Source organism: Nonomuraea sp. NPDC003201, from assembly GCF_053590415.1.
Genome location: NZ_JBSFTC010000317.1, coordinates 1 through 11,845, shown reverse-complemented (window position 1 = coordinate 11,845; position 11,845 = coordinate 1). Strand labels below are relative to the sequence as shown.

9 protein-coding genes and 1 pseudogene are annotated in these 11,845 nt (G+C 68.7%); 4 read left to right on the top strand and 6 right to left on the bottom strand.

Features of this window, described 5'->3' with window-relative positions; translation table 11 throughout:
- Positions 1–425: 425 nt before the first annotated feature.
- The gene (locus ACWDX9_RS51700) at positions 426–866 is read right to left on the bottom strand and encodes a hypothetical protein (RefSeq protein WP_449969100.1); all 441 of its coding nucleotides are present in this window, start codon (positions 864–866) and stop codon (positions 426–428) included.
- 453 nt (positions 867–1,319) lie between these two features.
- Here ACWDX9_RS51700 and ACWDX9_RS51695 point away from each other — a divergent pair, with 453 nt between their 5' ends.
- A complete protein-coding gene (locus ACWDX9_RS51695; RefSeq protein WP_363969230.1) occupies positions 1,320–1,589 on the top strand; it encodes a hypothetical protein in 270 nt (89 codons plus the stop codon).
- A gap of 571 nt (positions 1,590–2,160) precedes the next feature.
- Here ACWDX9_RS51695 and ACWDX9_RS51690 read toward each other — a convergent pair.
- From ACWDX9_RS51690 to ACWDX9_RS51680, 3 genes are read right to left on the bottom strand one after another with little or no spacing between them, the layout of a single operon-like run.
- Positions 2,161–5,292: a S8 family serine peptidase gene (locus tag ACWDX9_RS51690; RefSeq protein WP_449969098.1), complete on the bottom strand. Its 3,132-nt coding sequence runs from the start codon at positions 5,290–5,292 to the stop codon at positions 2,161–2,163.
- Positions 5,293–5,321: 29 nt separating this feature from the next.
- Positions 5,322–6,218, bottom strand: a complete 897-nt coding sequence (locus ACWDX9_RS51685) for a CU044_5270 family protein (protein ID WP_449969095.1) — start codon at positions 6,216–6,218, stop codon at positions 5,322–5,324.
- Positions 6,205–6,879 carry an RNA polymerase sigma factor gene (locus ACWDX9_RS51680; protein WP_449969092.1) on the bottom strand — a complete coding sequence of 225 codons (675 nt, stop codon included), beginning with the start codon at positions 6,877–6,879 and terminating at the stop codon, positions 6,205–6,207. Before ACWDX9_RS51680 ends, ACWDX9_RS51685 begins: the two co-directional genes overlap by 14 nt.
- Positions 6,880–7,171: 292 nt before the next feature.
- On the opposite strand from ACWDX9_RS51680, the gene ACWDX9_RS51675 reads away from it, so the two are divergent.
- Positions 7,172–7,711, top strand: coding sequence for a GNAT family N-acetyltransferase (locus tag ACWDX9_RS51675; protein ID WP_449969090.1), 540 nt, complete (start codon positions 7,172–7,174; stop codon positions 7,709–7,711).
- Positions 7,712–7,733: 22 nt separating this feature from the next.
- Here the strand turns inward: ACWDX9_RS51675 and ACWDX9_RS51670 are convergent.
- Positions 7,734–7,910, bottom strand: a pseudogene (locus tag ACWDX9_RS51670) (IS630 family transposase); the annotation flags it as partial.
- Positions 7,911–7,963: 53 nt separating this feature from the next.
- Here ACWDX9_RS51670 and ACWDX9_RS51665 point away from each other — a divergent pair.
- Positions 7,964–8,122, top strand: a complete 159-nt coding sequence (locus tag ACWDX9_RS51665; protein WP_449969088.1) for a hypothetical protein — start codon at positions 7,964–7,966, stop codon at positions 8,120–8,122.
- A 707-nt stretch (positions 8,123–8,829) separates the two neighbouring features.
- Here ACWDX9_RS51665 and ACWDX9_RS51660 read toward each other — a convergent pair.
- Positions 8,830–9,819, bottom strand: coding sequence for a DUF418 domain-containing protein (locus tag ACWDX9_RS51660; protein WP_449969085.1), 990 nt, complete (start codon positions 9,817–9,819; stop codon positions 8,830–8,832).
- A 528-nt stretch (positions 9,820–10,347) separates the two neighbouring features.
- On the opposite strand from ACWDX9_RS51660, the gene ACWDX9_RS51655 reads away from it, so the two are divergent.
- Positions 10,348–11,845 (top strand): carboxylesterase/lipase family protein (locus ACWDX9_RS51655; RefSeq protein WP_449969082.1); only part of this gene is annotated, 1,498 nt, incomplete at its 3' end.

Sequence of the window (11,845 nt, the reverse complement as noted above, 5' to 3'; positions counted from 1 at the left end):
CAGCCCCAGCCGAATCGGCGACATCGCCCGCGCAGCACTTGTCCTCACCCACTTCGAGCACAATTACCTGCCGGGAATTCGCTGAGATCACGTCAGTGGGCGTCGAGAGGTCCATCAACCGCATGTGAAGACCCCGCTGGATCCGCCAGTGGGGTGGTGCTCGAAGCAGGGCTGCGAAAGAACGCCAAGGGCGGCTGGTCTGATGGCCCGCGGACCTGATGGATGATGCCAGGGTGGCGCGCTTTGAGAAGTTCGTGGAGCAACTACTCGACTTCCTGCTGACACGGCTGGATGAGGCCGGGTTTGAGCGACTCGTCGCCCATGAGCCCCGGCGAATGTGTGCCCCTTTTATATTCTCGGGCGACGGCCGTGTGGAGCAGCGAGGAATGTGGTTCACGGGGTGCTGCGCTTGCTCGCAGATTCCCTCAGGAGGGTTCGGCGGGGACATCAAGGTCGAAGCATGGCCATGCTTTCATGTTCGGTCTCTGACGCTGCAGTTCGCCGACGACCCGGACTACCGCCAGGGGTGGAGGCCTGAGCATGCACTCTTCGCATCGGGGAGGCTCATCCACCAGGACGACGGCTAAGGGCTGAAGACACGACCCTGAGGGCAGGAGTCCAAGGGTTTCGGGCGCTTCTGTGACGGTCAGCTGCCGCTCGGAGTCGGTTTCCTGGTGCGCGAACTGGCTGATCAGGTCGGCGAGGGCTTGCCGGTCCTGTCCGGGGAGGCGCCGCAGGAGAGCGATCACGGGCTCCAGCACCTCCATCGTGACCTGCGGCCTGATGACGTCGTCGTCGCTGAGGTCAAGCCGGATGACGATCTCCGTGAGCGCTTTGGCGAGGGTGCGTTCGAGCGTGGTCTTCATGGGCTCTTGGCCGGTCGTCGGAGGTTGTGATGCGTCCTGGACGGCCGCCATGGCGTGAAGGCGGCCCTGGTCAGCCTGCTGCCGGCTCGGTGAGCCGGGCTTCCAGCTCGGTGATCATCTGGGTGAGCAGGCTGGTTCCCCTGCCGAGTGCGGCCGATCAGGCAATGTCTCTGGCGTCCGGCGATGCCCCAGGCGACCCACCCCGTGAGGCAACTCCACATTATTGCGATCCAGAAAGCGAAAACCTTATTACGGTTATCGGATAGCTTTCGAGAAAGGGCGCACTAAAATACCTCCGCAGCCAATCATGGAAATGTGCCGAAAGCATTGGTAATCAATATTTCCCCCGCGTTCACCCGAAGTTCTCGCGGCAGGGGTCGGGTCGCGGCGATAATCCTTGATGGCAACGCTTTTGTGAGTCCACGAAAGCCCGTACCGAATTTGGAGATTCACATGAAGAAGTTCCTGGCGCTCGCGGGCGTGAGCGCCGCCCTGGCGGCCGGTCTCCTCGCGACCGCGCCCGCTCACGCGGCGACGGCAAACGCTACTTCTCCCAGCGCGATGTCGCCCTTCCGTTACTACGACACCTTCTACGGGCCGAATCCTTGGTGGTCATGCTCTCAGCGCGGAAATCTCGGGCTGCAGAGAGGTGAGTGGTACGACTATGACTGCAGGCCTGGCACCAGCTGGGTGGATCTCTATATCCAGGTAAGTCCCAACTAATTAGTCCAGCGAGCGAGCAGTCCCTCTGAGGATATCCAGCGATACTCCGGACGGATGCTTTCTCGATGTCAGGCTCGGCAGTGCCTCCGCGATGACCGATACCGGAGGCAGGACGGCCGCTGCTCGCTCTGCGGGGACCACTTGATCACCGCCGACCGGCCACCCAAGTCGCCCGACCAGTCGTATGCCGCGACGAGTGGCACGCACGGTTCTGAGGGGCCCCGGGTGCAGCAACGCACCCGGGGCCACCCGGCGAGCGGAGGGCCTTGATCGAGCACATCAGGAGCGCAGATCAGGAAGTTCCACGACTTCCGCGAGCCGACGGTCGGTTGCGTCGTCCACTGTTCTGCCATCTCCCTGATCAACTGGAGGCGCGACTCCTGACCCCGAGGTTGCGGGCTCATCGGCTGGTTACGCCGGGCACCCTGCCGGCTTGGCACCGGCGCTTGATCCGCGATCGGTGGACGTATCCGAGCCGGTCCGGCCCCCCGAGGATGAGTAAGGAGGTTCGGGACTTGGTGCTGCGCGCCGCAACGGTGAGGGCGCCTTGGGACGCCCTCACCGTTGCGGATCAGCCGACGGCGTAGGCGCGGGTGATCGTCTGGGTCACCCCGTCGCCGGCGGTGTCCGTGACTGCAGCGCGGATGGCGACAAATCCGGCCGCGGGAGGGTTCGTCAGCATGGCGGTCCAGCCGGAGCCGCTGCGGGTAACCGGGACGGGACGCCAGGTGGCGCCGTCGTCGGCGGACACCTCCAGCCGGATCGATTTCACCCCCGCCTTCGTGGAGCCGGGGTTGCGCTCAACCCACATGGGCATGCGGGTCGTGCTGCCCGGCTTGGCGCGGTTGAAGTCGTCCAGGCCCTCGGGGCTGTAGCGGACGGCCATCAAGGGCAGCGGCTGCCGCGCGGCGGTGGTGGCGGCCGGGAACGTCCAGACCGATTTCACCTCCGTGGAGAGCGTGGCCTGCCGGCGCATCGACGTGGTCAGCGTGTAGGCGCCGGATCCGGCGGGCAGGTCGGCGCGCAGTTCGCAGGTCTGCGGTTGGTGGACGTCGCAGTCGGCGAGGTCGGCGGTGGCCAGCGCCTTGCCGTCCTTGGCGAGGGTGGCGGTGCCGGTGGCGGCGGCGTCCGAGCCGGTCCTGCCCGGCTGCCCGTCGGCGAACATCGCCGTCGCGGCGAAGGTCAGGCCGTCGCCGGTGCGGTGGCCGGCCGACAGCAGGAACGACGGCCCGGTGACGGCGGCGTTCCAGACTTCGCTGGTGTGACCGCGTTTCATGAGCTTGCCACCGTCGGAGGTCAGCGCGGTGCCGACCTGGAGGCTGCTGTCGTAGACCAGACCCGGAGTCCGATAGTGGACGAGCGTGCCGGGCAGCGCGATGTCGCCTACCGACGCGACCGGGAACTCGACCATTGAATCGCCGACGCGCAGGCTGACCTGGGGTGAGCCCGTGGCGGCCGCTCCGAAGGCTCGGTAGGTCGCGGTGACCTTGGCCAGTTCCTTCTGTCTGGCGTGGTAGGCGGGGTCGTCCGGAAGGCCGCCGCCGCGCCGGTCGATCAGGGTGTAGACGTACGGGCTGGGCGAGAGGTCCTTGCTGAGCCACGTGGTCGCCAGGGTGTAGGTCAGGCCTGGTGACGCGGCGGGGATGACGAAGACCTGGGAGTTGGCGTCAAGGCCGAACATGCGGCTCCAGGAGCCCCACGCGCCGTGGTCCAGCCCGAGGGTGAGAACGCGCTGGAGTTGGGCGGTCGGATCGTCGATGGTGGTTTTCGTCGGCTTGCCCTGACGTGTGTCCACGGTGAGCCGCTGGTCGCTGCCGTCAACCTCCAGCGGGGAGTCGGCGATCGTCAGCACAGGCTGCCCGTCGATCTTCTCTCTGATGCTGGTGTAGAGGTTCCAGTCGCCTTTGGGCAGTCGTACTGCGGCCGTCCCGTTGTGGAAGGACAGCGCGTGGACGGTCCCGGTCTCGGCGTCGTAGATCTCGCCTGCCTGGGGGTCGACCGGCAGGCCCTGCCTGCCGACGACGGTGATGGTGACGTCGTAGGACTCCGGCTCGACGTACGCGCCGGCCAGCGTGCGGATCACCGTCTCGCCCGACTTGGCGGTGACTGTTCCCGGGTAGTCACCCGGGGCCTTCCCGTCCGCGTCGATGGTGAGCGTGACCGACGCCTCCCCCTTGGCCGGGACCGTGACCTGGTCGGACGGCAGTTTCAGCACCTCGCTGTCCGCCGACAGGCTGAGGGTGACCGGGGTGTCGCCCGCGTTGGCGTAGGCGATCGTTTTGGTCGCGGTCCGGCCGCCGGTGCCGTTCCAGGGGAAGGCCGCCCACACGTTGGCCTGCTTGGGCACGACCTGCTGCCGCAACGCGCGTACCAGGTCGATCGTCCCGGCGCCCTGCTGATAGAGCGTCGCGTCCTGGACCGGGGCGGCGCTGCCGATCAGCGCGGACTTGAGCTGCGCGCCCGTCCAGTCCGGGTGGCGCTGGGCCAGGATCGCCGCCGCTCCCGCCACGTGCGGGGCGGCCATCGAGGTGCCGCTCATCGATCGGTAGCCGCCCCCGACGGCGGCGGCCATGATATCGACGCCGGGCGCGGTCACGTCCGGTTTGATCGCGTGGTCGCTCACGCGCGGCCCCTGGCTGGAGAAGTCGGCCATCCGGCCCTGCTTGTCCACCGCGCCCACGGTGAGTGCCGCCTCGGCGCTACCGGGACTGAGCACGCTGGCTTCGATGCCGTCGTTCCCCGCCGCCGCGACGAACAGTGCGCCGGTCTGTTCCGACAGCGTGTTGACCGCCTGCTCCAGCGGATCCAGCTCCGGGCCGTCGGGACCGCCCCAGCTCATGTTGACGATCTTGGCCTTGACCTCGACGGCGGCCCACTCCATGCCGGCAAGGCCCTCAGACTCGGTCAGGCCATTGCCTTCGCCCACCTTTCCGATGGCCAGGCTCGCCTCCGGGGCCACGCCCCGGTATTTCTCGCCCCTGCCGGCCACGATCGAGGCGACGTGGGTGCCGTGGCCGTTGTTGTCGCGCATATCCGGTTCGTTGCTGAATTTCCCTTCATGCGTCACCGCGTCCTTCAGGTCGGGATGGTCGGGGTCGTAGCCGGTGTCGAGGACCGCGACCGTGACGCCCTTGCCTGTGAGGCCCTGCTGCCACGCCTGCGGTGCGCCGATCTGCTTGACGCTCTCGTCCAACGAGAAGCTCCTGCGGCCGTCCAGCCACAACTTGGAACGGCCCGCCACCAGAGTGCGAGCTCCCGTGAGAGTCCGCCAGGTCTGCGCGGCGTTCGCCTTGGACACACGTGCCGCGCTCATGCCCAGACTGGACAGCCGCCGCACCTGCGAGGAACCCAGGGGGGTGGTGATGCCCTGTTCGATGACGGGGATGTCGGGGGTGTCGGCGTCCCCGTACCGCCAGGCCAGGAGCTGGGTGACGTCGAACAACCGCCGGTCCAGCACACCCTGGGCGAGCAACGGCGCGGCATCCGACGGGATCACATACAGGTGGCCCCTGCGCACCTGGCTGGAGAAGTCGACCTGCCTGCCGGGCCCTGGCTCTACGCGATGCCCCTGACCGGTGACCACCACCCGGTCACCGGTGATCAGGGTCACCCCGTTCGCCTGCGGGGATAAAGCCTGTGGTGCCGGCGTGGCACCGATCGTTCCCGCCAGCAGCGCGGCGAGAAGCGACTTGCCCAAAGTCATGATCTACCTCACGTACGAAGGAAAAGGCCCTACCGAGGAAGCTCGTCCGTCCAACCCGTGGTCAGCTTGATGAACAACCCGCGGTTCGTACCCGCCAGCCCGCCATCAGCGGTGGGGAGCCAACTGGTGCGGATCACCCGGGACGTCTCGGGATCGACGACCAGCTTGCTCTCCCGCTTCCCGCCCTGGATCATCAGCTCCTCGCCGCCTTCGACCGCGCCCAGCCGCTGCACGCCCGGCAGTTCGGCGAGCGCGCGGAACGCCGCCGATCGGACGTCCGCGGGCGCGGGGAGCTCCGCGATCAGCGAGGCCAGCGGCAGGAGGGCGATGTCGTGCTCGCCGACGGGACCACCCTTCTGCATCGCGGTGACCTTCTGCCGCAACGCCTCGGGGTCCGTCGGCAACGCCTCGAGATCCTCCATGGAGACCTCGGTGCCGCTGTCGGCGGGTCCGAGCCAGAACGTGCCCGAGGGCTCCTTCACCACGCCGGGCCCGTTGCCTGGCTCCCCTCTGCTCCACCGCCGCCCGTCGCGCGTGGTCCAGCTCTCGCCCCAGAAGTGCCGGCCGTCCTCGCTCTCCCGTCTGATGTGCCAGTAGCTCCCCGAACCCTGTGGCGTGCGCTCCGCGCTGGCGGCGGCCACGAGCAGGACGTTCTTGGCAGAGGTCAGGGGCAGGACGTCACCGCCGGAGGCCGGTGGCTTGACGGGCACGGCGGCCGGACCGGTGGCGATCACGACGGCGGCGGCAGCAGCGACCGCGGCGGCGGCAAGGCCCGTGACCCGCATGGTCAGCGGCCGCCGGGACCGCCGAGGAGCCGCCGTACGGGCCATCACGGCCAGCAGTTGCCCCCGCGCGCCGGTCAAGGCGTCCGGGTCGGTTTCCGCCACCTCCGAGCGCAGGCGCTTGATCAGCTCAAGGTCGTTCATAGTCTTCTTCTCTCGTCTCGATGGGATTGGCGCCGCCCAGAGCGTGCGCGACCTTGCGGCGGGCTCGTGACAGGCGTGATCGCACCGTGCCGATGGGCACCTGCAGCGCTTGGGCCGTCTCCTCGTACGTCAGATCGCCCCAGGCGATCAGCAGCAGCACGTCCCGCTCGCCGCGGCCGAGTTTCGCCAGCGCGGCGGCCAGGCGTTGCCGGGTGGCGGATGCGGAGACCCGGGCGGCCACCCGCTCGTCGAACGCGGCGACCACCGGATCCTCACCCGTACGGGCCATGGCCCGGTAACCGCGCACTTCGGCCCGCCGGTGCAGGCCGATGACGTTCGTGGTGATGCCGTACAGCCAGGGCAACGCCTCCGTACGCGCGAATTCGTACCGGTGGCGCGTCTCGAAGGCCCTGGTGAACGCCTCGGCCACCACGTCCTCGGCGTGGTCGGGCCCGAGGCGCCGCGCGGCATAGCGGTGCAGGACGGTGGCGTGCCGGTCGAAGAGCGCCGCGAAGCACTCCGGTACGTCCAGGGATGCCGCGATGATGGCGGAATCGTCCTGGCACTCCGCCAACCCCGCCTGGCCGCGTGCCGATGGCCGGTGGTCGTCGGGAGGTGGGGGATCCGTCAAGACGAGCTCCCGTTCTGGGGTGGTTGTCACGACCGTCTTTATCTGTAGGGCGTTTTAGAGTTCCCAGTAGATGTTCCGAACGGGTAGAGGCCGTCCCCGATCAGGTCGCGAGTTCGTCGCCCGGGGCACCTCGGGCGTCGCGCCCCAACCCATGGCTCTCACCGACAACAAGACCTGAACGAGTCCACCCGAAACCGTCTAGTGCTCTGACCGCATAGGGTCGCCGGGTCGGTGGTCGCTTCGTTCACTTGTGTTTCCGGGTGGCGGTGTCACGCAGAAAAGTGATTGCCTCGGGGCCAGCAGCTCATGTTGGCTGGGCAGCATGGCTGAACTGCGTACCGATCGCCTCATCTTGCGCCGATGGCGTGAATCCGACCTTGAACCATGGGCGGCGATGAATGCCGATCCCGAGGTCCGGGAGCACTTGGGCGACCTGCTTACCCGCGAACAGAGCGATGCCTCCGTGTCGCGATTTCGGGCCGAGTTCGACCAGCGAGGCTACGGGTGGTGGGCGGTTGAGGTGGAGGCCACGGGCGAGTTCATCGGCTTCGCAGGCTTGGATGAAGTGGACGACCACATGCCGTTCACAGGAGTGGAGATCGGCTGGCGGCTCGCCCGCTCGGCCTGGAGTCAGGGCTACGCCACCGAGGCTGCGCTGACAGTCCTGGCCCACGGCTTTGACGCTCTTGAGCTTCCTGAGATCCTCGCTGTCACAACGGCCACCAACCTTCGTTCCCAGGCGGTGATGCGCCGGATCGGCATGACCCGGGACCCGGCCGACGACTTCGACGACCCCACCGAGCCCGAAGGGCCACTGCGTCCGAACGTGCTGTACCGCATCGCCCGTAGTGCGAGGATCTGACGTTCTCCGCTGGGTCGTTTGATCAGGCTGCGGCGGCGACGGGGCGGCCCCAGCGAATGCCTTTCTCGCTGCGGATGCGGGCGCGTTCCTTGCGTTGGGCGGCGAGTACATCGGGGTGGCGGGCGTTGGCGTTGCGCCAGCGCAGATAGGCGTGCAGGGCACGAGTCTGGACGGCATGGCCGCGGTGGTTGGAGTTGGCAGTCTCACGACATGCTCAGCCCGTCACGGGACCGGAGTATCGATCGCAGCACGGTGGGGCGCCCGATCGTCTCCCAGGTGGTCGTCATCGCCGTCACCGTGGACGGCCACTGCGAGGTCCTCGGCCTGACCGTCGGCGAGCAGGCGTTCTGGACCGAGTACCCGCGTTCCCTGCGCTCCGTTGTTGGAGCAGGCATCCCACTTGAACGCTGAGCTGCTGCTCACCCTTCCCGCGATGCACATTGGCGACCGCTTGACCGGTTCCATCGTGCGGGACATCAGCCGCCGCGTCGCCGCCGGCTACGGGAAACACCCGCAAGATCGACGCCAGCGAACCGCTGGCCGTCCTGCAGTACGGTGACACCCGCGGCCGTCATGCTTCTGGGTGCTACGTGTTTCATCCAGCTGAGCTGGAGGTGCAACGCATCAAGAGGGCCTACTGGCGAGCCCGCGCCCTCGATGACCTCAACGACGCCGAACTGCCGACGATGCCCCCTCCGACCCTCACCGCCGCGCAAGTCGCCCAGCTCGTCAGCACGGCAATGAAGGACGACCCCAGCATGACGGTGATCCCGACTCGGGCGGAGCCACCCACACCAGGACTTGGAGGGTAGGAGCGAGCCGACGAGCCGGCCTCCCATCACCGAGGGTCTCCTGCATCATGCATGACCGTTGAGGCGTCAGCACGGGAGGCCCTCGCCATGCCGGAGCAGCCGTACCTGCCCCGGCCCGGGTGCGATGGGCCCGGACGGCATCTGTTCGCGTACGAGCTGGAGCTGCGTTGCGACGGAGATGACCAGCGAATCCAGCGGCGACGACGCCGACCGCACACCCGGCCGCGCCGAGCTCGTGATGGCCGCCGCTCGGCTGGCCGGACTGCTGGAACTCGACGACACCGCCGACACCGAGCTGCAGCGGCGTCATGAGGCCCGGGTCAGGAGTGGGCGGCGGGCCCAGGTGGCCCAGCGCCAGAGCCATTCGACCGGCCCTTGGCGGAAGCGGCGCAACCAGAAGGCGGACAACGACCACTGCGCGATGAGGATGGCGGCGCCAATCGTGATCACCGTCGTGGAGGCCCACTCCTGTGGCCTGCCGCCGATCAGGGGAGCGGCCGCCAGGACGAGGAGCGTGGCGGTCAGGTAGTTGGTCAGCGCCATGCGGCCCAGCGGCGTGAAGACGGTGTGCAGCAGCGACCGGAGCGGCGTTCTGAGCAGGAGCAGGACGAGACACACGTACGTGCCGGCGAGCAGCAGCCCGCCCACCACGGAGGCGAACCTGACGGCATGGGCGTTGCCGCCACCTGCCTGTATCCAGAGCGCGGGCACCGCGCCCGCCGCGAACAGCGAGGCCAGTACGGCGGGGACGCGCGTGGAGCTCTCGATCCGCGCGATCACCCCGTACCGGACCAGTGCCGAACCCAGCAGGAACAGCGCGGGCACCATCGTGTAGAAGCCGCCCACGAGCAGCGCGGTCACCATGAGGGCGGCGGCGAGCGCGGCCACGGCCCACCGGGGCAGCCACGTCGAGGGCAGCAGCACGATCAGGCCGGCCAGCGCGTAGAAGGTCAGGATCTCGCCCTGCCATAGCAGCACGAAATGCGCCAGGCCGATCGCGAGCAGGGCCAGCAGCCGGCGCAGCAGCAACACTCGCGGGCGCGGTTCGTGACGGGCGGCGGACTCCAGGAACAGGGAGAAGCCGATGCCGAAAAGCAAGGAGAAGATCGGGAAGAAGCGCTGGTGGACGAACAGATCCAGCCATGCCCGTCCCGTGACAACGTCGCCCGCGCCGGCGATCGCCTGGATGTTGGCCGGCAGGATCCCGCACAGCGCGAATCCGCGCAGCACGTCGAGCGCGGCGATGCGCGCCGGGCTCTGCGACGCGGGCAGTGGGGGTGAGCAGTCAGGTTGCACGAGTCCACCCTGCCGCCGCGGCTCCGTCCTGTGATCGGCCGAAAGGACATGATCGGATCGGCGTCATGGTACGTCCGGCCGATACCGGGTTCCCCCGGCCGGGGGAACCGCCGGCTCTGCGCGGGATGGCCGGCGTGGACCGTGGAGGCGTCCTACGGGGCGGAGATGGGAGGGCTGGCGGTGACTGCGAAGCCTCCTTCGCCTGGGATCACGTCATGGCGAGCCTCTCCCCCGCCGCTGCCGACACTGTTTCGGCGGCCTCCATCAAGGGAGACCACCGGCGGCCCCACGGCGACCGTCACGGGAACCCTCGTCCGAGCCACCCCGGGCGGCCCGTGGGAGGATATGGATCCGGGGCGGCTACGTCCTCAAGGACAAGAGCCCGCTCCGATGACGCTGCCGAGTCTTTGGTGATGCCGACGCGCGGCAACCACCGGAACTTTGGTCGCACCGACGCGCAACAAGCGATCGCGAGCCCGCAACGTTCACCCGTCACGGCGGGCCCGGCGCGGACACGAAACTGACCGCATGATCGGAAAAATATCATGGGCAGGGCCGTCGATCCGGCGGCTTCTCGCTCTGGTCACCGGTGGCTGCCTGGCGATGACCGCAGGCGTCACGCCGGCCGCCGCGCAGCAACAGGCGGCCTCGAAGGCGCGGCCGCCGGTCGTGAAGCTGGACTCGGGCCGGATCCGGGGCACGGACGACGGCACGGTCAGGACGTACTCGGGAATTCCTTACGCGCAGCCGCCGGTGGGAAGACTGCGGTGGAAGGAGCCGGTGCGGGTCGCACCGTGGCAGGGAGTGGCCGACGCCACCAAGCCCGGCCGGCCGTGCCTCCAGGAGGAAGGGGGCAGGCAGGCCGGTGGGGAGGACTGCCTGTTCCTTGACGTCACCGCGCCGGCCAAGTCGTCGCGCGAGCGGCTGCCGGTGATGGTGTGGCTGCACGGAGGCGGCTTCCTCACCGGCACAGGCAGCATGTACAACGCCCAGCGGATGGCCGGCCAGGGCGAGGTGATCGTGGTGACGCCCAACTACCGGCTCGGGGCGTTCGGCTACCTCGCCCTGCCGGGGCTGCCCGGCTCGGGCACGTTCGGGCTGGCCGACCAGCTCGAAGCCTTGCGATGGGTGCAGCGCAACGCCGCGGCCTTCGGCGGCGACCCGGGCAACGTGACCCTGATCGGCCAGTCCGCCGGAGGAATCAGCACCTGCGCGCTGCTCACCTCTCCGGCCGCGCGCGGCCTGATCGACAAGGCCGTCATGCAGTCCGGAACGTGCACGCTCAACTGGCCGACCGGCACCTACGTCCCGGTTCCGGACATGCCGCCGTTCACGCCGTACCCTTCGCTGAAGACCAGCCGGGACATCGGCCTGGCCGCGGCCAAGCGGCTCGGCTGCGCGGCGGGCAAGGAGCTGGAGTGCCTGCGGTCCAAGCCGGCCTCTGAGCTGATGAAGGTCAACGGCAGCTTCGGCACCGCCCTCGCCCACGGCACGCCGCTGCTGCCACTCGACCCTGCGCAGGCGCTGCGCGCGGGCAAGTTCCTGCGCGTGCCGGTGATCTCCGGCGGCACCAAGAGCGAGAGCACCGGCTTCGTCGCCGCCACCGCGCAGGCCGGGCTCCCGGTGACCGCCGAGAACTACCCGGCATTGATGAAGAACGCGTTCGGCGAGCAGGCCGACAAGGTGCTGCGGGAATATCCGCTGACCGACTTCTCCTCCCCCGGCCTGGCCTGGGCGACGGTGAGCAGTGACCGCGCCTGGGCCTGCCCGACCCTGGAGGCCGATGAGGCGATGGCCGCCCGCACCACGGTGTACGCCTACGAGTTCGCCGACGCCAACGCCCCGAACATCACCGGCACCCCCTCGGACTTCCCGCTGGGCGCCCACCACGCCAGCGACCTGCCGTACCTGTTCGACCTGGACGGCGAGCGATGGGACGGGCTCACGCCGGAGCAGTGGCGGCTGGCGGAGCAGATGATCGGCTACTGGACGTCCTTCGCCCACACCGGCAAGCCCCAGGCCACCG

Bases quoted from the DNA above. Each gene is read 5' to 3' on its own strand.
- ACWDX9_RS51700 (WP_449969100.1), bottom strand. From the start codon at position 866: ATGAAGACCACGCTCGAACGCACCCTCGCCAAAGCGCTCACGGAGATC.
- ACWDX9_RS51695 (WP_363969230.1), top strand. From the start codon at position 1,320: ATGAAGAAGTTCCTGGCGCTCGCGGGCGTGAGCGCCGCCCTGGCGGCC.
- ACWDX9_RS51690 (WP_449969098.1), bottom strand. From the start codon at position 5,292: ATGACTTTGGGCAAGTCGCTTCTCGCCGCGCTGCTGGCGGGAACGATC.
- ACWDX9_RS51685 (WP_449969095.1), bottom strand. From the start codon at position 6,218: ATGAACGACCTTGAGCTGATCAAGCGCCTGCGCTCGGAGGTGGCGGAA.
- ACWDX9_RS51675 (WP_449969090.1), top strand. From the start codon at position 7,172: ATGGCTGAACTGCGTACCGATCGCCTCATCTTGCGCCGATGGCGTGAA.